18 protein-coding genes and 4 pseudogenes are annotated in these 20,642 nt (G+C 57.9%); 7 read left to right on the top strand and 15 right to left on the bottom strand.

Annotation, left to right across the window (positions count from 1 at the left end; translation table 11 throughout):
* Positions 1–154: 154 nt before the first annotated feature.
* The 5 genes and pseudogenes from AABM54_RS15435 to ampC all read right to left on the bottom strand — a co-directional run bounded on the left by AABM54_RS15435 (position 155) and on the right by ampC (position 3,219).
* Positions 155–523, bottom strand: coding sequence for a hypothetical protein (locus tag AABM54_RS15435; protein ID WP_347900846.1), 369 nt, complete (start codon positions 521–523; stop codon positions 155–157).
* A 146-nt stretch (positions 524–669) separates the two neighbouring features.
* Positions 670–783 (bottom strand): annotated as a pseudogene (locus AABM54_RS15430) (PAAR domain-containing protein); the annotation flags it as partial.
* A 190-nt stretch (positions 784–973) separates the two neighbouring features.
* Positions 974–1,600, bottom strand: a complete 627-nt coding sequence (locus AABM54_RS15425; RefSeq protein ID WP_347900845.1) for a hypothetical protein — start codon at positions 1,598–1,600, stop codon at positions 974–976.
* Positions 1,601–1,748: 148 nt separating this feature from the next.
* Positions 1,749–1,937: pseudogene (locus AABM54_RS15420) on the bottom strand (glutathione S-transferase); the annotation flags it as partial.
* A 91-nt stretch (positions 1,938–2,028) separates the two neighbouring features.
* Positions 2,029–3,219 carry a class C beta-lactamase gene (gene ampC, locus AABM54_RS15415; protein WP_347900844.1) on the bottom strand — a complete coding sequence of 397 codons (1,191 nt, stop codon included), beginning with the start codon at positions 3,217–3,219 and terminating at the stop codon, positions 2,029–2,031.
* A gap of 249 nt (positions 3,220–3,468) precedes the next feature.
* On the opposite strand from ampC, the gene AABM54_RS15410 reads away from it, so the two are divergent.
* The gene (locus AABM54_RS15410; protein ID WP_347900843.1) at positions 3,469–4,353 is read left to right on the top strand and encodes a LysR family transcriptional regulator; all 885 of its coding nucleotides are present in this window, start codon (positions 3,469–3,471) and stop codon (positions 4,351–4,353) included.
* A 69-nt stretch (positions 4,354–4,422) separates the two neighbouring features.
* Here the strand turns inward: AABM54_RS15410 and AABM54_RS15405 are convergent, their stop codons facing one another.
* From AABM54_RS15405 to AABM54_RS15390, 4 genes are all read right to left on the bottom strand, one after another.
* Positions 4,423–4,704, bottom strand: coding sequence for a DUF3303 family protein (locus AABM54_RS15405; protein ID WP_347900842.1), 282 nt, complete (start codon positions 4,702–4,704; stop codon positions 4,423–4,425).
* Positions 4,705–4,991: 287 nt separating this feature from the next.
* Positions 4,992–5,876: an ABC transporter permease subunit gene (locus AABM54_RS15400; RefSeq protein WP_347900841.1), complete on the bottom strand. Its 885-nt coding sequence runs from the start codon at positions 5,874–5,876 to the stop codon at positions 4,992–4,994.
* Complete coding sequence (locus tag AABM54_RS15395) at positions 5,873–6,754, bottom strand: ABC transporter permease subunit (protein ID WP_347906214.1); 882 nt, start codon at positions 6,752–6,754, stop codon at positions 5,873–5,875. Before AABM54_RS15395 ends, AABM54_RS15400 begins: the two co-directional genes overlap by 4 nt.
* Before the next feature lie 29 nt (positions 6,755–6,783).
* Positions 6,784–7,926 (bottom strand): polyamine ABC transporter ATP-binding protein, encoded by a 1,143-nt coding sequence (locus tag AABM54_RS15390; RefSeq protein ID WP_347900840.1) that lies wholly within the window; start codon positions 7,924–7,926, stop codon positions 6,784–6,786.
* A 756-nt stretch (positions 7,927–8,682) separates the two neighbouring features.
* Here AABM54_RS15390 and AABM54_RS15385 point away from each other — a divergent pair.
* The 5 genes from AABM54_RS15385 (at position 8,683) to AABM54_RS15365 (ending at position 14,565) form a co-directional block, all read left to right on the top strand.
* Positions 8,683–10,059: a glutamine synthetase family protein gene (locus tag AABM54_RS15385; protein ID WP_347900839.1), complete on the top strand. Its 1,377-nt coding sequence runs from the start codon at positions 8,683–8,685 to the stop codon at positions 10,057–10,059.
* A 75-nt stretch (positions 10,060–10,134) separates the two neighbouring features.
* The gene (locus AABM54_RS15380) at positions 10,135–11,625 is read left to right on the top strand and encodes an aldehyde dehydrogenase (RefSeq protein WP_347900838.1); all 1,491 of its coding nucleotides are present in this window, start codon (positions 10,135–10,137) and stop codon (positions 11,623–11,625) included.
* A 52-nt stretch (positions 11,626–11,677) separates the two neighbouring features.
* Complete coding sequence (locus AABM54_RS15375; protein WP_347900837.1) at positions 11,678–12,976, top strand: FAD-binding oxidoreductase; 1,299 nt, start codon at positions 11,678–11,680, stop codon at positions 12,974–12,976.
* A 307-nt stretch (positions 12,977–13,283) separates the two neighbouring features.
* On the top strand, positions 13,284–13,832 hold the full coding sequence (locus AABM54_RS15370; protein ID WP_347900836.1) for a cupin domain-containing protein: 549 nt from the start codon (positions 13,284–13,286) through the stop codon (positions 13,830–13,832).
* A gap of 262 nt (positions 13,833–14,094) precedes the next feature.
* Positions 14,095–14,565 carry a GNAT family N-acetyltransferase gene (locus AABM54_RS15365; protein WP_347900835.1) on the top strand — a complete coding sequence of 157 codons (471 nt, stop codon included), beginning with the start codon at positions 14,095–14,097 and terminating at the stop codon, positions 14,563–14,565.
* Positions 14,566–14,680: 115 nt separating this feature from the next.
* Here AABM54_RS15365 and AABM54_RS15360 read toward each other — a convergent pair whose 3' ends face one another.
* Positions 14,681–15,112, bottom strand: a complete 432-nt coding sequence (locus AABM54_RS15360) for a hypothetical protein (RefSeq protein ID WP_347900834.1) — start codon at positions 15,110–15,112, stop codon at positions 14,681–14,683.
* A gap of 200 nt (positions 15,113–15,312) precedes the next feature.
* Between AABM54_RS15360 and AABM54_RS15355 the strand changes: the two genes are divergently transcribed.
* Positions 15,313–16,182 carry an AraC family transcriptional regulator gene (locus AABM54_RS15355; protein ID WP_347900833.1) on the top strand — a complete coding sequence of 290 codons (870 nt, stop codon included), beginning with the start codon at positions 15,313–15,315 and terminating at the stop codon, positions 16,180–16,182.
* Positions 16,183–16,466: 284 nt separating this feature from the next.
* On the opposite strand, the pseudogene AABM54_RS15350 reads toward AABM54_RS15355, so the two are convergent.
* The 5 genes and pseudogenes from AABM54_RS15350 to AABM54_RS15330 all read right to left on the bottom strand — a co-directional run bounded on the left by AABM54_RS15350 (position 16,467) and on the right by AABM54_RS15330 (position 20,429).
* A pseudogene (locus AABM54_RS15350) lies at positions 16,467–18,174 on the bottom strand (amidase).
* Between the two features lie 201 nt (positions 18,175–18,375).
* Entirely contained in the window at positions 18,376–18,861 is a 486-nt protein-coding gene (locus tag AABM54_RS15345; RefSeq protein ID WP_347900832.1) for a GNAT family N-acetyltransferase, read from the bottom strand.
* Positions 18,862–19,039: 178 nt separating this feature from the next.
* Complete coding sequence (locus AABM54_RS15340) at positions 19,040–19,423, bottom strand: hypothetical protein (protein WP_347900831.1); 384 nt, start codon at positions 19,421–19,423, stop codon at positions 19,040–19,042.
* A gap of 229 nt (positions 19,424–19,652) precedes the next feature.
* Positions 19,653–20,114 (bottom strand): annotated as a pseudogene (locus AABM54_RS15335) (transposase); the annotation flags it as partial.
* A 51-nt stretch (positions 20,115–20,165) separates the two neighbouring features.
* The gene (locus AABM54_RS15330; RefSeq protein WP_347900830.1) at positions 20,166–20,429 is read right to left on the bottom strand and encodes a PAAR domain-containing protein; all 264 of its coding nucleotides are present in this window, start codon (positions 20,427–20,429) and stop codon (positions 20,166–20,168) included.
* Positions 20,430–20,642: the final 213 nt, after the last annotated feature.

The following is a 20,642-nucleotide window of genomic DNA, read 5'->3' as shown; positions in this document are numbered from 1 at the left end:
GTAAAAAATTCCGCTGAAGCGAATGATATCTTTCACTGTATGATAGTCATTTTGTGGTGTTGTGGTAAAGAGGGGCAGGCAATCCCCAGTATCTGTTTCATTAATGTCGAGTCGGTTGGAATAGTCAATGACGCTCTATAGCCGTTTCTTCTGCCTAGGGTTCCATTAGGTCGTCGAAAAGACTCAGCAGTTGTGCAAGCACTAACGCTTCTTGCGAAACTAACATGGCCTTGATCTCGCCACTTTTTCCGCTCACAGATACAATGTCGCTACTCAGTATCTCTCCGTCTGACGTGCACATATCCAGAGTAACAATGAAAACACCAGCACCAACCTCCCTGCCTTCAAAAATAAGCTCGACTTCATGAGGGAAAATAGTCACGTAGATACAGAATTTTTCACCAGCGTAATCGTAGTGGCCATGATTTCTCTTGAGCTCAATATCCTGTTTTTTCGAAGCCTCCCCATAAACCTTATCTAAAAATGCTTGAAGGGTATCAATAACTTCTAGCTTTTCAGTCATTGTTTAGTTTCCTTACAGCCAATGGATTTCAATACAGCATCAGTCAGGGTGTGATTAGACTCCGCTCCCGGGTACTCGCCCATTCTTTCAGCTTCGAATCATCAGGAACATTGGGCGGTCGAATAGGCATATGTTCGCTTTCTTTGACATTCGACTTTGTGGCCGACGCCAGAAATGGGTTTGCCATTGAGGTCGGTTTGGGAAAAGGCTTCCAATACCACGCCACCATGAGTCGTGGAGTCGCCGAGGCACTGCGTCATAGGCTTATCGGAAACGCGATATTGTCTGTAAGTTTTACGGTGGTTCTTAGGCTCTGTACGAAAACTGCCTGCGTGTCGATCATGCTGCGTTAAAAACAGGCTCGGAATGCTCATTTACAACCCGTAAACTCCGCTTCCTCGCCTGTTTTTGCCTCGCCTGATCGCCACTCGGCGACTTTTCGTACAGACCCTAGTCATATACAAGCTTAGATGCGTCTACGAATGTTACTTCGCCAGAATCACCAACTATTGATTTAAATTCGTCGAAAAAAAAGTCCAGGTTATTTGAGAAAATATTGAACGCACCACGCCCGTGCTCGCCCGACATGACCGGTCTGATTATATAGTGGCAGGCCTCCTGCAAGGCGTCGTATACGTCCTTGGTTATCGATAGGCTGTTGCTTTGTAAAAGGCTGGCTAGGGTCGAAGCTGAAGGTTTTTCCGCGTATCTATGTCTTGAAAGTATTTTATATTTCTTGATGTCATTTTCATATTTTATGTGTTCGTCAAATAGCTTCTCAAATTCTCCGCTTTTATCCCGAAATAGGAATGAAGGTACAAGGCCTGTATGTTTTTCTTGTGGTGGCTGAATGCTTGGTCTGCGCAGGTCAACAAAATAGCATTTGGAAGCAAGAGCGCTTATTGCAGAACAACCTTGAGGAGTTGTATCAAAACCAACAGCGCCTTCTGGGCTGATGGCCATCAATAACGCAAACTGATCGTGCTCTTTCGCAGGCATCTCTCTTATGTAGTCGTTTGATTTTCTTTTAAATTCATAAAATTCTGATTTGTAACATAAGATTTTATAGCGCTTCATGCTAGTGTCCTGAGCGTCCTGCCGAGCAGGTAAATACTATTTTTCTCCCTTTTTGTTCGTCGCATGAACATGCGGGCTCTCATGATGGTCCGGGTGGCCACCTCCGATCAACTCAGGGTTGACCATCCGGGTGGTCAAACACCTTTGGGGGTATGTCCGCTAGGGAAAACCCGTCGCCACTGACGTAGGCCCCGGTTGATTCAAGCTGTCGATTCAGAGTCTCCATGCGTCTCGTCCATTGGCTGCACGCGGTGGCCAGGGCCTCGCGACTCTGATGCTCTGGCGAGTGCCTGACCAGGGACATGAAGGCATAGGTCCATGATTGATGCAGGTCCGATCCTTATAGTGCGGGGTGGCATCAACAGCCGGCGCCGGGGCCCGACGATGAGTCGGGCCCGCTCGCGCCTTCTGAAACGCTCAAAAAGTACTTACTCCTGCTGGCCGGTACCATTGCGAGCATCGAGTGCCGAGAGGATGTCGTGGGCGACTTTGATTCGGGCGGGGATCGGGTAGTTTTTGTTGGCCAGCAGCACGATCCCCATGTTCCGGGTTGGAACGAAGGCCAGGTAAGCACCAAACCCACCCGTGGACCCGGTTTTATTAAACAGTACGTTTTCCGGTTGGGGCTGTGGCGGCGTGAGCCACGTGACCTTTTGGGGCTCGAGCGCCATATGAGACGCATTGCCTGCCAACAATCGGTCGAGCGCGACCGGGTAAGGGTAGAACTCCCATCCCAGGCCCTGGGTCATGCCGCCCGTCGTGTAGTAGCCGGTATGGGTCAAGGCAATCGCGCGCTGTAATGGCTCATCCAGAGTGGTCGGCTTGATGTTCGCCTCGATGTAGCGAACCAGGTCGGCGGCGCTGGATTTGACGCCGTACGCCTCTGAGTCCAGGGCGCCCGGATCTACCCGCACGGGTGTGTTGTCCTTTGTGTAGCCCTGGGCGTAAAGGCTCATTTGGTCCCGTGGAACCTTGAGGTAGCTGTGTGTGAGGCCCAGTTTGGGGAACAGCATGTTTTCCATCAGGTCGTCGAACGGTTTCCCCAGGCTCTGGGCGGCCAGATAGCCAAACAGGCCAAGGCTGGGGTTAGAATAGAGACGGTGTGTGCCGGCGGCGTAAGTCGGTTTCCACTGTTTGAAATAGCCGATCATGTGGTGCGGATCATCCGCCTTGCTCGGGAACTGCAACGGCAAGCCACCGGCGGTGTAGGTGCCCAGGTTGAGCACGCTGACATGGTCGAACGCGCTGCCGCGCAATGCCGGCAGGTAGTGGCTTGCCTGCTCCGACAGCGAGAGCTTGCCGGTTGCCTGGGCGTAAGCGGCCAGTGTTGTGGTGAAGGTTTTGCTGACCGAACCGATCTCGAACAGGGTGTCGTCGGTGACCGCTTGCCCGCTGAGTTTTGAGGCGACGCCGTAGTTAAAGTAATGGGGTTTCCCATCCAGAGTGATCGCCACAGCCATGCCGGGAATATCCTGTTCCTGCATGAGCGGCTGGATGGCCGCGTCCACGATGTGCTTGAGACGGTCCTCGGCTTGGTCGGCGGCGACGCAGTTGGCCGCGACGAGCAGCAGTGCGCAGGCGCTGAGGGTTGCTCGTGTGACTCTGTTGTTTTCGTGCATGATTGATCCGCTACTCCTGAAACTTCATTGTTTTAACCGCCGGACTCCGTGCAGACTCCTGCGCGGCCGGTTGCGGTAACCCAGCGCTTTCGCGTCGGTGCGAGTGCCAGAGTGTGCGGCCACTGACGGGCCTGTTTGTTGGCAACGGTTGTCCGGGCCTTCGCAGGCGAGCTAAATCTAGGCAGTTCGCGGACAATCGGCAAACGACGATATTACAGATGAGCCATTAGAAAAACTTGGGAGTTAAGGATGATTCGACCTCATCTGCCGCTGAATGCCTTGCGCGCCTTTGAGGCTTCTGCGCGCCATTTGAGTTTTACCCGGGCGGCGGTTGAACTGTGTGTCACGCAGGCCGCCGTAAGCCATCAGGTGAAAGGGCTCGAGAGCCAGTTGAACGTGACGCTGTTCAAGCGCTTGCCGCGAGGTTTGATGCTGACCAGTGAAGGCGAAATTTTGCTGCCGGTGCTGGTCGAATCTTTTGACCGGATAGCGCAGGCGCTGGAGCGCTTCGAGGGTGGGCACTCTCGGGAAGTGCTCACCGTGGGTGCCGTGGGGACGTTCGCGGTGGGCTGGCTGTTGCCGCGCCTGGCAGATTTTCAGGCCAGGCATCCCTTGATTGATCTGCGGCTCTCGACGAACAACAACCGCGTGGATGTGGCCGCCGAAGGGCTCGACTACGCGATCCGGTTTGGTGCGGGAGCATGGCACGGCATTGAGGCGACTCGCCTGCTGGACGCGCCGCTGTCAGTCCTGTGTGTCCCACGGATTGCGCAGCAACTGCACGCACCGGCCGACGTGTTGAAGCAAACGCTGCTGCGTTCCTACCGATCTGACGAATGGCCCGAGTGGTTTCAGGCTGCCGGCCTTGCAAGTAATAACCTGGCCCCCCGCAGCATCGTCTTCGATTCCTCGCTGGCCATGATGGAAGCCGCGCTTCAAGGCGCAGGCGTAGCCCTGGTGCCTGCAATGATGTTCTGTCGGCAATTGGAGAGTGGCGCCGTTGAGCAGCCTTTCGACATCGGCATCATCACCGGAAGCTACTGGCTGACGCGTCTGCAATCACGGGCCGAAACTTCAGCCATGACGGCGTTCAAGCGTTGGCTGGAGGGCGCGGTGCAGCCGAGGAACGTCTGAGGGAGGTAAAAAAGGCAGATGAGCCGTAATGACTCCCTGCCTTTTGCTTCGCGGCTTTTCGGGCGCGAACTAGTGTTGGCCGAGCGCGGCGGCCAGGAGCGGCGCGGCTTGTTCGTCGGTCAATGCGGGGTAGACTTCCATGTTCATGAGGTCACTCCAGTCAAGCACCCACTTCTGGATCTGAGTGATATCGCTGGCCTCTGCGACGCCAAAACCGGTCATGCGGCCCACGGCATGCCAGCGTCCCAGCATGGTTACGCCTGCCGGTGGAACCGCACCTGTCTTGAGAAAGCGCTCGATAGCACTGTTACGACGTTCGGGGCTGATTGACCAACTGACAATGAAAAGCATCTTTCACCTCCTGGTCGAGACCGCCAGTTTTTCTGTTCGCAAAACCGACTGGCGCTGCGACCGACTCCACGCATCTGATTCCAGCCCCCAGTCCGGGCTGCCAAAATGAACGCTCCCATGGGAAGGCATAGCAGGCGTCCGGTGCCCGTGTATGACCACTGATCTTCTGGGTGCGAATGCAGGGGGGCAGAGCTGTTGCATCTGACCTTCGGCGCGAGCCCAAAGCAAAAAAGCGCCCGCAGGCGCCAAAAATCACCCAAACCGAGGAAGTGCAGAGCTGCGACGGCCTAGGCCGTCGCTTCCATTACGCGGGGTGCGGGTTGTTTCCAGGACTCGTTGGCCGTCTGTTCCATGGCTTCCTGAATGGCGCGCTTGCGGTTGGCTTCGGCCTTGCGGCTGAAGTACCAGACCATGAAGGTGACCAGCGACACTGCCAGCAGAATCAGGCTGGCCACCGCATTGATCTCGGGCTTCACGCCCAGGCGCACCGCCGAGAACACTTCCATCGGCAAGGTCGTGGAACCTGGCCCCGACACGAAACTCGCCAGCACCAGGTCATCCAGCGACAGGGCAAACGACATCATGCCGCCCGCCGCCAGCGATGGCGCGATCATCGGTATGGTGATCAGGAAAAACACTTTCAGTGGACGGGCGCCAAGGTCCATGGCGGCTTCTTCGATGGACAGGTCCAGCTCACGCAAACGTGCTGAAACCACCACTGCGACATACGCGGCGCAGAACGTGGTGTGGGCGATCCAGATCGTGACGATGCCACGTTCCTGCGGCCAGCCGATCATCTGTGCCATGGCCACGAACAGCAGCAACAGCGACAGACCGGTGATCACTTCCGGCATCACCAGCGGCGCGGTCACCAGGCCACCGAACAGCGTGCGCCCCTTGAAGCGGGTGACACGGGTCAGCACGAACGCGGCCAGGGTGCCCAGCGCTACCGCGGCAATCGCGGTGTAGCAGGCGATTTCCAGGGAGCGCACCACCGAGCCCATCAGTTGGGTGTTATCCAGCAGGCCGACGTACCACTTCACCGACCAGCCGCCCCAGACCGTCACCAGTTTCGAGGCGTTGAACGAGTAAATCACCAGGATCAGCATCGGCAAGTAAATGAACAACAGGCCGAACACCAGCATCAATCTTGAAAACCCGAAACGGTTCATGCCCGTCCCTCCATCTCTTTGGCCTGGCTGCGGTTGAAGAGCAAAATCGGCACGATCAGGATCGCCAGCATCACCACCGCCAACGCAGACGCCACCGGCCAGTCACGGTTGTTGAAGAACTCTTGCCAGAGCACTTTGCCGATCATCAGGGTTTCCGGACCGCCCAGCAGTTCCGGGATCACGAACTCGCCCACCACTGGAATGAACACCAGCATGCAGCCGGCGATGATGCCGTTCTTGGCCAGCGGCACGGTGATTTTCCAGAAGCTGTTGAAGGTGCTTGAGCCCAAGTCTGAGGCGGCCTCCAGCAGGCTTTCGTCGTGCTTGACCAGGTTGGCGTACAGCGGCAGCACCATGAACGGCAGGTACGCGTACACCACGCCGATATAGACGGCCGTGTTGGTGTTGAGGATTTCTATCGGGCTGGAAATCAACCCGGTCCATAGCAGGAAGGCATTGAGCAAGCCGTTGTTGCTGAGGATGCCCATCCACGCGTAAACGCGGATCAGAATCGCCGTCCAGGTCGGCATCATGATCAGCAGCAGCAAAACGTTCTGCGCTTCTTTATTGGCCCTGGAGATGGCGTAGGACATCGGAAAGCCGATCAGCAAGCACATGGCGGTACTGAGCAATGCCACCTTCAACGAGCCCAGGTAGGCAGCGATGTACAGTTCGTCACCGACCAGCAGGGCGTAGTTGCCGAGGTTCAGCAGCAGCTGAAACTTTTGCTCGGCGTAGCCGTAGATTTCGGAGTAGGGCGGAATGGCCAGGGCCGCTTCCGAGAAACTGATCTTCATCACCAGGAAGAACGGCAGCATGAAGAACAGGCACAGCCACAGAAATGGAATGCCGATGACGACCTTGCGCCCGCTGGGGATCAAACGCTGAAAGTGCTGGCTGAGGGTTCTCATGCGCGCAGTACCACGCCGCTGTCGTCTTCCCACCAGACGTAGACCTTGTCGTCCCAGGTCGGGCGCGTGCCACGGCGTTCGGCGTTGGCCATGAACGACTGCACGATCTTGCCGCTCGGCAATTCCACGTAAAACACCGAATGCCCGCCGAGGTACGCAATGTCATGGACCTTGCCCGTGGACCAGTTGTAGCGCGTCTCGGGCTTGACGGTGGTGACCAGCATTTTCTCGGGGCGAATGGCGTAGGTCGTCGACTTGTCCTGCACCGACGTGCTGACGCCGTGACCGACGTAAATGTGTTGATCGAGGTCTGGGCAATGAATGACGGCGTAGCTTTCCTGGTCTTCGATGACGGTGCCGTCGAACGCGTTGACGTTGCCGATGAACTCACACACCAGACGGCTGACCGGGGCTTCGTAGATGTCCACCGGGCTGCCGATCTGGGCGATCCAGCCCAGGTGCATGATCGCGATGCGCTCGGCCATGGTCATGGCCTCTTCCTGGTCGTGAGTCACCATCACGCAGGTCACGCCGACCCGCTCGATGATCTCCACCAATTCGAGCTGCATCTGCGAACGCAGTTTTTTATCCAGCGCGCCCATCGGTTCGTCGAGCAGCAACAGCTTGGGGCGCTTGGCCAACGAGCGGGCCAACGCAACACGCTGACGCTGACCGCCGGAGAGCTGGTGCGGCTTGCGCTTGGCGTACTGGCTCATCTGCACCAGTTTGAGCATCTCGGCCACGCGGGCGTCGACCTCGGCAGACGGGATCTTGTCCTGCTTGAGGCCGAAAGCGATGTTCTGCGCGACCGTCATGTGCGGAAACAAAGCGTAGGACTGGAACATCATGTTGATCGGCCGCTCGTAGGGCGGCATGTCGGTGATGTCCACGCCATCGAGCAGGATTCGCCCCTCGGTCGGCCGTTCGAAGCCGGCCAGCATGCGCAGCAGGGTCGATTTGCCGGAACCTGAGCCGCCCAGCAGGGCAAAGATTTCGCCTTGATGGATGTCCAGGGACACATCGTCCACGGCCACGGTTTCGTCAAACTTCTTGGTGACGCGGTCGACCCTCACCAGCACCTTCCCGGGTTGCTGGTTACCTTCAAGAGCCTTCCTGTAAGTGCTGGAGGCGTTTGCCATGTGAAACTCCCAAAGGTGTTTTTCGTCAGGCCAATGGGGCCTGACTTAAGTGGTTGAAACCCGCGCCGGGCGGGTCTGTTCGGCGCCGCCATCCTGGCTGCCTGAGGTTGCTTGTTGTTCTCGTGTGACGGTGTTGTGCCGGTCGGCTGGCGCACGAGTGCGCATTGCCTTGGGCAATGGTGTTCAAGTGATTGATGTGAGCTGGGCGTTGCGGGAGTTGCCCCGTCGCCGGTCACCGCACGCTACGACGCGCCGCTTGTGGCCGGCATGCGCCGCCAGGCGCAGGGAGAGTGCTGGAGCAGGGAAGGGGCGACAGGGTTTGCCGTGACAGGTGCAGGCCTGCGGGCTCCGGTCGGAAAAACAATGATGTCGCAAGCGCGGCGGACAGCACGCGGGTACTGGTCCGGGCTCGCAGAGCGGGGGCGCTGACCGATCGTTGTGGCGCACGCAACAGCGCCGATCAATGGCTTGATTGCCATTTTTATCACCTCGAAGTTCGCACTTGGACGGGTTTTTCGAGAGCTTAGCGTTGTTGATTTTATTTAACAACTTCAATGTAAAAAATTCTAAACGCCGCTGGTCGACTGTTCAGAATATGCGGTCCTGTCAGGCCCTTTGTATTTCGAGCAGGGCCAAAAAACACCGTAATACTTGACGATGAACGCGCTATGTTCGCTATTGACTTCACTTTGCCTTTCGGATTGACTGGGCTCGCAACAGGGTTGTGAACATAATAATTAACACAATAGGTGCCTCATGTCGGTCCCCCCGCGTGCCGTTCAGCTCAACGAAGCGAACGCTTTCCTTAAGAAACACCCCGAGATTCTCTACGTCGACCTGCTGATTGCAGACATGAACGGCGTGGTGCGCGGCAAGCGCATCGAGCGCACCAGTCTGCACAAGGTCTACGAACAGGGCATCAACCTTCCGGCCTCGCTGTTTGCACTGGACATCAATGGCTCCACCGTGGAAAGCACCGGCCTGGGACTGGACATCGGTGACGCCGACCGCATCTGCTACCCCATCCCCGGCACGCTTTGCGTCGAGCCCTGGCAGAAGCGCCCGACCGCACAACTGCTGATGACCATGCACGAGCTCGAAGGCCAGCCGTTCTTCGCCGACCCACGGGAAGTGCTGCGTCAGGTGGTGAGCAAATTCGATGCGTTGGGCCTGACTATTTGCGCCGCGTTCGAACTGGAGTTCTACCTGATCGATCAGGACAACGTGAACGGCCGCCCTCAGTCGCCGCGTTCGCCGATCTCCGGCAAGCGTCCGATGTCGACTCAGGTCTACCTGATTGATGACCTCGACGAGTACGTCGACTGCCTGCAAGACATTCTCGAAGGCGCAAAAGAGCAGGGCATTCCCGCAGACGCCATCGTCAAGGAAAGTGCACCAGCACAGTTCGAAGTGAACCTGCATCACGTCTCCGACCCGATCAAGGCCTGCGACTACGCGGTCCTGCTCAAGCGTCTGGTGAAGAACATCGCCTACGACCATGAGATGGACACCACGTTCATGGCCAAGCCTTATCCGGGGCAGGCGGGCAACGGCTTGCACGTCCATATTTCGATCCTGGATAAAGAAGGCCACAACATCTTCGCCAGCGAAGACCCCGAGCAGAACGACGCACTGCGCCATGCCATTGGCGGCGTGCTCGAGACCCTGCCGGCGCAGATGGCCTTCCTTTGCCCGAACGTTAACTCGTACCGGCGTTTCGGTGCGCAGTTCTACGTACCGAACTCGCCGTGCTGGGGCATCGACAACCGTACCGTCGCGGTGCGCGTACCGACCGGTGCAGCGGACGCCGTGCGCATTGAGCACCGGGTCGCTGGCGCGGACGCCAACCCGTACCTGTTGATGGCCTCGGTGCTGGCCGGTATTCACCACGGTCTGACCAACAAAATCGAGCCGGGCGCCCCGGTCGAAGGTAACTCGTACGAGCAGAACGAACAGAGCCTGCCGAACAACCTGCGCGATGCCTTGCGCGAGTTGGACGACAACGAAGTCATGGCCAAATACATCGACCCGATGTACATCGACGTGTTCGTGGCGTGCAAGGAAAGCGAGCTGGCCGAGTTCGAGAACTCCATCTCGGACCTTGAGTACAACTGGTATTTGCACACGGTTTGATCTGACAACGGTGCTGGATCTCAAACCGAGCACCCACCTGACCAATCAACTATTCCTCTGCGTTGAGTCACTTCCATGGCAAACACTCGCAGCGATTGGGAGCAACGCTTCCAGTCCTTGACACTCGAAGGCCGGGCATTCATTGACGGTCAATACCGCGCGGCACTCAGCGGCGACACCTTTGAATGCACGAGCCCGGTGGACGGTCGCTTCCTGGCGAACGTCGCCAGCACCGACGAAGCCGACGCCAACGCGGCGGTGATCGTCGCGCGACACGCATTCGACTCCGGCGTCTGGGCCAAACAGGCTCCGGCGATGCGCAAGCGCATCCTGATTCGGTTCGCCGATCTGATTCTGGCGAACCAGGAAGAACTGGCGCTGCTGGAAACCCTCGACATGGGCAAGCCCATCAGCGACTCCATGAGCATCGATATTCCAGCGACCGCCAACGCGATCCGCTGGAGTGCCGAAGCCATCGACAAGATCTACGACGAAGTCGCCGCCACGCCGCACGATCAACTGGGCCTCATCACCCGCGAACCGGCAGGCGTGGTCGCGGCCATCGTGCCGTGGAACTTCCCGTTGATCATGGCCAGTTGGAAGTTCGCCCCGGCCCTCGCGGCCGGCAACTCGTTCATCCTCAAGCCTTCGGAAAAGTCACCGCTGACTGCCATTCGTATCGCTCAACTTGCGCTGGAGGCGGGCATCCCGAAAGGTGTGTTCAACGTGCTGCCGGGCTTCGGTCACACCGTCGGCAAGGCGCTGGCGTTGCACATGGACGTCGACGTGCTGGCCTTCACCGGCTCGACCGCGATTGCCAAGCAACTGCTGATCTACGCCGGGCAAAGCAACCTGAAACGCGTTTGGCTCGAAGCCGGGGGGAAGAGCCCGAACGTGGTGTTTGCCGACGCGCCGGATTTGCGTGCGGCAGCACAAGCGGCGGCCAGTGCGATTGCCTTCAACCAGGGCGAAGTCTGCACCGCAGGTTCGCGATTGCTGGTGGAGCGCTCGATTCGCGAGCAGTTCATTCCGCTGTTGGTGGAAGCGCTGCAAGCCTGGAAGCCGGGGCATGCCCTGGACCCGGCAACCACCGTCGGTGCGGTGGTCGATCAGCGTCAACTGGATTCGGTCTTGCGCTACATCGAGGTCGGCAAACAGCAGGGCGCGCACCTGATTGCGGGCGGCAGCCGCACCCTTGAAGACACCGGTGGCCTGTACGTGGACCCGGCGATTTTCGACGGCGTGACCAATGCCATGGCCATCGCCCGGGAAGAAATTTTCGGTCCGGTGCTGTCGCTGATCACCTTCGATACCGAGGAAGAAGCGCTGGCGATTGCCAACGACAGCATCTTCGGTTTGGCCGCCGGTGTGTGGACCCGCAACCTGAGCAAGGCCCACACCTTCGCTCGCGGCTTGCGCGCTGGCAGCGTGTGGGTCAACCAATACGACGGCGGCGACATGACCGCGCCGTTCGGCGGGTTCAAGCAGTCGGGTAACGGTCGGGACAAATCGCTGCATGCGTTCGACAAGTACACCGAACTCAAGGCGACCTGGATCAAGCTCTAACCCTTCTACAACGGCGGCCACGGGCGTGTGCCGGTGGCCCTCGGAGAAATTTATGACGCAAAGCTCTGTTAAACAAAATCATGTAGACAGCTACTACGCCGCGACCCGTAACCACACCGGCGACTTCCCGGTGCTTGAAGAGTTGGTGGAATGCGATGTGTGCGTGATCGGCGCCGGTTACACCGGTTTGTCCTCGGCGTTGTTCCTCGCCGAGGCGGGCTACCGCGTGACGGTGCTTGAAGCCGCTAAAGTCGGTTTCGGCGCCAGCGGTCGTAACGGCGGGCAACTGGTCAACTCCTACAGTCGCGATGTCGATGTCATCGAACAGCGCTACGGCGAAAAGACTGCGGAAATCCTCGGCAGCATGATCTTCGAAGGTGCCGACATTATCCGTCAGCGCATCCAGCACTACGACATCCAGTGCGACTACCGCCCCGGCGGCATATTCGCCGCGCTGAACAAAAAGCAGCTCAAAGGCCTGGCCGAGCAGAAAAGCAGTTGGGAGCGTTACGGCAACAAAAATCTGAAAATGCTCGACGCGGCAGAGATCAAGCGTGAAGTGGGTTGTGACAACTACGTCGGCGGCCTGCTGGACATGCAGGGCGGCCACATCCACCCGTTGAACCTGGCACTCGGTGAAGCCTCGGCCATCATCGGCCTGGGCGGCAAGATCTTCGAACAATCGGCAGCGGTGGAAATCACCTACGGCGAGCCGATCACCGTGCGCACCGCCAAAGGCGTGGTGCGGGCCAAGTACTTGCTGATCGCCGGTAACGCCTACCTGCCCCAGGATCTCGACACCCGCGTGACCCGTAAAAGCATGCCCTGCGGCTCGCAAATCGTCGTCACCGAACCGTTGTCCGAGAAAGTCGCTCGCAGCCTGATCACCCACAATTACTGCGTCGAAGACTGCAACTACCTGCTCGATTACTACCGCCTCACCGCCGACAACCGTCTGCTTTATGGCGGCGGCGTGGTGTACGGTGCTCGCGAACCCGACGACATCGAACAACTGATCCGCCCGAAAATCCTCAAGACCTTCCCGCAACTCAAGGGCGTGAAAATCGATTACCGCTGGACCGGCAACTTCCTGCTGACCATGTCACGCATGCCGCAATTCGGCCGTATCGAGAAAAACGCCTATTACATGCAGGGCTACAGTGGTCACGGCGTCACCTGCTCGCACCTGGCCGGCAAACTGATCTCGGAAATGATCCGTGGCGACGCCGAGCGTTTCGACGCGTTCGCTTCCTTGCCGCACATGCCGATGTTCGGCGGCCGAACCTTCCAGGCCCCGCTCACCGCCATGGGCGCCGCGTATTACGCGCTGCGTGATCGTTTCGGTCTCTAGTCATTCCTGTAGGCGCCGAGCAAGCTCAGCGCCTACAGGACTTCTACTGCTGGCATAAAATCTGTGGACGGCCGGGACCAGGCTGTGGGAACAAGCTCGCACTCACAGTTTGCGCACCCGAAATGGCCAGTGTCAGGCCCGAAGGCCTTTTTTTCCTGCCGTCTATCGAAGCTGCTGAGCAACACCCACAAACATGATTTAATAGCCGCCTTTCATGCCGGCAGGCTGGGAAAGCGGCGAATCCTGCGACAACCGTCGCCCGCCATCCACCTTCAATACCCTTAAGTTTTCCTCACATAAGGCTGTTATGGACACGGGCACACGACTCAAATTGGTGCGCGAAAGCCACAAGCTGTCTCAGCGTGAGCTGGCCCGGCGCAGCGGCGTCGCCAATGCCACGATTTCCCTGATTGAACAGAATCGCGTCAGCCCCTCCGTCAGTTCCCTGAAAAAACTGCTCGAAGGCATTCCCATGTCTTTGGCGGACTTCTTCACCTTCGACCAACCGCCCCGCGAGCACCAATACGTGTTCCGCGCCAACGAACAGCCCGACCTGGGCCGCCATGGCCTGCGCCTGCTGCTGATCGGCGCCTCCGTGCCGGGCCGACAGATGCGCCTGCTGCGCGAGCAATACGCGCCGGGCGCGAGTTCGGGGGAAGAGCCGATCGTGCACGCGGAAGGCGAGGAGTGTGGGCTCGTCACCCGTGGCACGGTCGAGTTGACCGTGGACGGGCAGATCAGCGTGTTGAATGCCGGGGACGGGTATTACTTTCCGACGACGTTGCCGCACCGGTTTCGAAACATTGGGCAGGATGAGGCCGAAATCATCAGCGCCAACACCCCGGCGAACTTCTGATACCGACAGCGACCAGCGCAATGAGTGTGAAAGCTATAAGCGCTGAGTGATTGCGTTCCAGGATTGACAAACCGGCCCCCTCCAAAACACTATCGCCCCATGACCTACACACGCCGCATGAACATGATGTGCTCCTCCATGACCGCCTCTGGCGGGCCATGAGGTCATGCGTTCACAGGTTTTGACGTAATAACCCAAGGCCCCGCCAGAAATGGACGGGGCTTTTTAGTGCTCCGTCTACCGATGGCTAACGGAGAATAAAATGTTTGAGATCAGACGCGCGACGCCAAGCGATGCCCAAACAGCATTCGACATTCGCCTGCAAGCGATACGGCACCAATGCATCGGCGCCTACACCACGGAACAAATGCTGGCCTGGACGGCAGGAGCCGCCAGCGATGGGTACAACGACCTGATGGAAAAACACTTCTATCTGGGCTGTATTCAGGACGAGCCGGTGGCGACAGGCATGCTTGACCTGGAGGCGGGCGAAATCGGCGCGATCTTTGTACTCCCACGCTTTATGCAGCGCGGCCTCGGCTTGAAAGTCCTGAACCACCTTGAATGCCTGGCGCGGGACCTGGGGCTGAAGGCAGTCACTCTGGACGCTACGTTGAACGCGGCTGACTTTTACCGGCGATGTGGTTTTGTGGGTGACGCGCCTGCGATTTACCACTCACCGTCCGGGCTTCAGTTGGCGTGTGTGCCTATGGTAAAGAGGCTTTTGCTTTGATTGGGAAGGGTGGACAGAGGTAAAACCAAGTCATAAAAAACCCGCAGTGATGCGGGTTTCCTGTATCTGAAATGTGCTTACGGCTCCTGCCGGGTTCTCTCGGTGAACCGTTCAACTAGCGCTCCAAGGATTTGCACTGATTGCGCAGGCCGTCGTCCTTGATGTTTTGGCAACCGCCCGAGCCTTGCTTGGCCTTGCAATAGTTGCGTTGGTCATCATCGCGAATGTTTCCACAATCACTGGTGCCACCTGTTTCTGCTTTGCACGCATTGCGCATGTCGTCATCCTTGATGTTTTGGCAACCGCCAGAGCCCTGCTTGGCCTTGCAATAGTTGCGCTGGTCATCGTTGCGAATGTTTCCACAATCACCCGTACCTTCTGTTTCCGCTTTGCAGGCATTGCGTTGGTCGTCGTCCTTAATATTCTGACAACCGCCCCGGCCCTCCCGCGCCTTGCAATAGTTACGCTGGTCGTCGTTGCTGATGTTGTCGCAACTGGCGTAAACGTAGCTGCTGAACATCAACAACACTGCGAGAATCAGTCTCATTGCACACTTCCATGATTGCCCAGGAAACAGCCTGGTACTGGTTGATCCAGGATTTTTTGGCGCCGTGACGCGCTATCACATTGACATCATTTTCCAGGAAAGTTCCAGGCGCAAAGCGTGCCTTGAGCAAACGCGGCTAGGCGCGTTCACGCCGCTATAGTCGACTCTATTGCCGACCGTACATCCAGGAGCTTTTTCCAGTGTCTGACATGCCGACCCATTTCGCTTACACAAAACGCTTTAACGCCGTACTCGCCTACATTGATGCCAATCTCGAAGGTGACCTGTCGGTGAAGACGTTGAGCCATGTGGCGAACTTTTCGGCGTTCCACTTCCATCGACAATTCACCGCGTTCGTAGGAGTGCCTGTCTCACGTTATGTGCAACTGATGCGACTACGACGCGCGGCACATAGCCTGGCCGCCCTCGCTGATCACTCGGTACTGGACGCCGCACTCGGTGCCGGCTTTGAAAGTCCCGAGGCATTTTGCAGGGCGTTCAGGCGGGCGTTCGGTATGACGCCGAGTGCGTTCAGGAAGGAACCGAACTGGCAGGTCTGGAGTGCGGTATTCGCAATCCCTCACTTTTCTAGGACTATCATCATGCAAGTACGAATCATAGATTTCCCTGAAGTCAAGGTAGCAGCGCTTGAGCACTGCGGACCTGCCGGGCTCGTCAATGAGAGCGTGCGTACGTTCATCGAGTGGCGTATGCAGAGCGGGCAGTCGCCGGTGGCATCGAGTCGCACCTTTGGCATTCCCTATAGCAACCCCGATACGACACCTCCACAAGCATTCCGCTTCGCAATCTGCGGCGAGATTCACGAGGCCGTGGCGCCGAATGAGTTCGGCGTGCACGAGGTCGTCATTCCTGCCGGTCGCTACGTCGTGGTGCGACACGTGGGGTCACCGGATCACATCGGCGAAACGATCTATCCGATTTACCGCGATTGGCTTCCTGCCAGTGGAGAGGAACTTCGTGACCAGCCGCTATTCTTCAATTACCTGAGCGTCCATCCCGAGACACCACAGGATCAATGGCAAACCGATGTGTATGTTCCGCTGCAATAGCGGAGCAAGGAGCTTTCGACCCTGAGCTGACGTTGACGAGTGTCCGTTCAGGGTCGGAAGTTGCCGGTAATAGTCCCCGCCTCACAGGATACAAAGGCGGAAATTACAGAATAAGGGCAGGCAATGAAAACCCGCAGATATGTGGGTTTTTTACAACTGAAAACAGCTCACTGTCACTTAGGTGCATCAACCCCGCGCTGCTCGATCCTCTGGCGTTCGCAATGGATTCGGGGGCAGACCACGATTTCAACGGTTTTTGAAGTCGTGGTCTGTTCCGGTGTGCCCTATGTGCGCAATGCTGGAGTCCGCGGCGGAATCATCCGCTTCGTCCCGGTCGATTCAAACGCCGAAGCCAACCGCAGCAACGTCGAATCGTCGTACGCACGACCCGCAAAGGTCAGCCCGACTGGCATGCCGGTGTCCGGCATGACGCCCATCGGTACGGTGACCGTGGGCACGCCCAGGTGGCGGATGGCGAGGTTGCCGTTGGCGACCCAGATACCGTTGCTCCAGGCGATGTCCGCAGACGTCGGGTCGACATCGGCATTCGCCGGGCCCACGTCGGCGACGGTCGGGAAGAGCACGGCATCGAGGCCGAGCCGGTCCATCCAGTCCTCAAGGTCGATTTTACGGGTCTGTTCAAGCCCCCGCAGTCCGTCCGGCACCGTGGTGATCTGGTCCCACGGGGTAATGCCGCGCTCGGCCATCCGCACGTACTCGTCCATGCCCGCGGCGAGGTCGCCCTCGCGGTTGGGCAGTGTGCCTGGGTCGTGCGGGAAGATCAGCGGGCCATCGACGTCGACCAGACGGTTCAGATTCGGATCGCCGTTGGCCTGCAGGAAGTCATCGAACGCCCAAGCCGTCAGGTCCCACAACTCATGGTGCAGGAACTCTTTGGAGACGATGCCGCGATTGAACACGGTCGGCGCACCCGGCCGATCACCCTCGCAATTGGAGACCAGCGGGAAGTCGACTTCAATCACTTCGGCGCCAGCGGCTTCGAGTGCCTGGCGAGCCTGCTCCCAGAGCCCGATCACCGAAGGGCGGGTGTTGATGCGTTGCCCCGTTGGGCCACCGATACCCGGCGCTTCAGAGGTGCCCGCTTCGGGGTCCGCGTTGATGTACATCCGGGGCACGCCGAGACGCTTTCCGGCGAGCGCGTCGGTCTTCGCGGCCAGTTCTGCATAAGACGCAGGACGCACCGAGGCGACGCTCGGAATCGGCACCCAGGGTTGCATCCGCCACAGGTCGCCGCGAGTGTCGGGATCCTCCGCGACCACCACGTCGAGCACTTCGAGCAGGTCGGCCATGGTTCTGGCAAACGGCACGACAACGTCCATCGTCGGCGTCAACGGCCAGTTGCCGCGCACCGAGATCACCCCACGCGATGGCGTGTAGGCACACAGGCCATTGTTCGAGGCAGGGCCGCGTCCGCTCGACCAGGTTTCCTCTGCCAGGCCAAAAGCCGCGAAGCTGGCGGCGGTGGCGGTACCGGCGCCGTTCGATGAGCCGGAGGCGAAAGGGGCGGTGAGGTAGTCAGCGTTATAGGGGCTCTCGGCACGGCCATACACCCCGCGCTGCATGCCGCCGTTGGCCATGGGCGGCATGTTGGTCTTGCCCAGGCAAATTGCGCCGGCAGCGCGAAGCCGTTCGATGGTGAACGCATCGCGATACGCAATCAGGTTGACGAAAGCGGGACTGCCGGATGCGGCGGTCAGGCCCTTCACCAGGTAGCTGTCCTTGGCCGTGTAGGGGATGCCATCGAGTGGGGCCCAGCGTCTCGCCTTTGGCCCGACGGGCGTCGGATGCTTGCGCCTCTTGCAGCGCTTCGGGGTTGCGAACCACTACCGCGTTGAGGGCGGTGGGCGTATCGGGACCGTCGTACGCCTCGATTCGGGCGAGGTAGGCCTGGACCAGCTCAAGCGACGTGGTCTGGCCCGATTCGAGCGCAGCACGCAACTCGGCAATGGAAACCTCGGTGACCTCGATCATGCTGTTCTCTCAAAATGGGTGTTCATAGTGGTTCTCGTTGCACTGTATTGCGAGGCAGGGTCTGGGCTTACAACCTGCGCTATTTAACACCAAGCCGGGAGCGGAGGCATCGGTGTAGTGGTTCACCGGCCGATAATGGCTGATTGCGAAGGGCTGCAATTGATCCATTGCGCACGTACAGCAAACAGGTTCGCCTGTTAGTCAGTCCTGTACAGCCCAGAGCATCGTCTGAACCATGATGTGCGGATGACTGACTAAAGGTTCCCATTCATCGATGAAAGAGAAACCCTGCTTCAGATAGAAGCTTGAGGCCCTTGCATTGTCGGGAGAAACGTCCAGAAAAACGCAAGCGTGTCCGTTTTCTTTCGCGCGAGATTTCACCGCCTCGACCAGCTCAGTGGCCACGCCAGAGCCACGCGCCGCGGGTTCAACCCACATTCCGATCAAGTTATAGCGATTCGTTTGACTGACCCCGCCACCGATCATTCCCACCGGTTTGCCTTCCTTGATGGCCAACCAGAACTGCGGCCCAGCCGCAGACGAGGCGCGTTCTTTCCACTGCTCGTCACTGTAATGAGCGGCTGTTTGGTAACTCACACCAAACGCGGTCGGCGTGTCCAAAAGCGCAGCAAGGCGAACTTGCTTCAACAGCATCCAGTCTTTCTCGTCCGTCAGTCGAATTTCCATGACCTGCCTAAAAGATAGCGAAACTTCATCGTCGCATAAGAATGTCGAGGGCGAATACCTTGTCGCTGCGCAATGGCTGTTTTGGCCGGAAGTTACCAGTAAGCATTCACTCCGCTGCCATCGATTCTGCAAGCGTCATCTAGATGAACGCCTCGTTGCGATCGATTTGAACCGATGGTTATGTACGGTTACCGGCTCTCCATTGATGGTAGGCAGAAATAATTGCGTCACGTCTTTCACGGTGGCTACCGTCCAGCGTTGCGTTTTTAAGCTTACGGATTAGATCTTTGTACATATAGCCTGAGCGATAAAAGTATGGCCTCAGTTCTACAAAGCACAATGCGGACTCAACCGAGAGCTGATCGCCAGAGTCGATTTTTTGTAGTGCTTCTCGAAAATCACATGGAAAAGATAAAGCCTCATACCTTGCATGGAACTCCTGGCAAGCCAGTTCCCATTCGCGTCGCTTCAGTGGGCTAGCGTCACGAGTCTTAACGCTTTTTTTGATGCGGGCATGAAGATGGCGAATGGTCTCCGCATTTTCTTCAATGTCGCGTTTCATTCGAATTGGGTTCATAGGGCATAACTACAATTGGCCAGCATGCTATGTGGCGTCCAAACACGACAGGCTGTCGCATAAAATTCCTCGCCGCTCCGTAAGCCGTTGTTAGGCATCAAGCTGCTCGTGACAGACACGATATGGCTCAAAGAGAAGCGCGGCATAGGCGACGAGATATGTCGTCGAGCATTTCTATCGGTAGGCTACTGCTTCACCGGGAGGGCGTCCACCGACGGCGTTTTTCCTTCAGCCACCCGAACATGCGCTCGATGATATTGCGCTGCCGGTACTTGGGGCGACCAAACAGTCCTGGCAAGCCCAGCCCCGGCTTGCACTTCATGCTGCGCAGCGGGATTACCAACTGCATTCGGTAACTCCCGGCGCCTGATGAGGCTCGGGTTGCACGAATGGCAGTGGAATTGATCATCCAGGTTTCCAGGTCGATCAGGCCTTGCTCGTTCAATCGGATGTGAAGTCGCTTGAGCATCTGGTCGAAAGTCTCGCGATTACGCCAGTCGCGAAAGCGTTGATACACCGTTGACCACGGGCCGAAGCGCTCGAGCATGTCACGCCAGGCGGCGCCTGAACAGAGCACCCATAGCACGCCGTTGAGCATCAGCCGATCATCTGCCCGTGGGCGTCCGTTTCGGCGGGGTTCATTGAAGATATCTGCAGTCAGCAGTTTGCCGGCCAGGTTCGAGCGCTGAGTGTGTGGTGGGCGGATAATCCAGAAGTTAGAATGAGGTCAACTAATCACCGCTCCCTTTGGGCCGCTGGCGATCAAGCTTGCGCCGCAGGCAGTTTTCATGCCGTCCAGTGCCACAGCGATTCCGCCCACGGTGTAAGTGCTGCTGCCCTCGACAATGGGGAAGATACCCTTGCACAGCGGGCAACTGACGTTATGACCGACACCGGCCATGGGTTTACCGTTGAGGTCGGTTTGGGAAAAGGCCTCGAGTACGACTCCACCGTGAGTGGTGGAGTCGCCCAAGCGGATGATGTCTTTCACTAAGCCATTCCTTTGCCAGTAGTTGCCTAAGCAATATCCACTACGGAATGCGGACTTTCTGAAATCATCCGCATTGTCTAATGTCCCCGACTCAGACAGCGAACTTGTGTCTGATCCAATTCGGGTGGACGTATCTTATTGCCCAATAACGCTAATTTTCGAGAGGTCAATACGAAGTTGTTATCAGTAATTCTTATATTTTAATAATGATCT

Source organism: Pseudomonas purpurea (assembly GCF_039908635.1).
GTDB classification, from domain to species: domain Bacteria; phylum Pseudomonadota; class Gammaproteobacteria; order Pseudomonadales; family Pseudomonadaceae; genus Aquipseudomonas; species Aquipseudomonas purpurea.
Note: the sequence above shows the minus strand (reverse complement) of the source record. Positions and strands in the feature narration are given on the sequence as shown.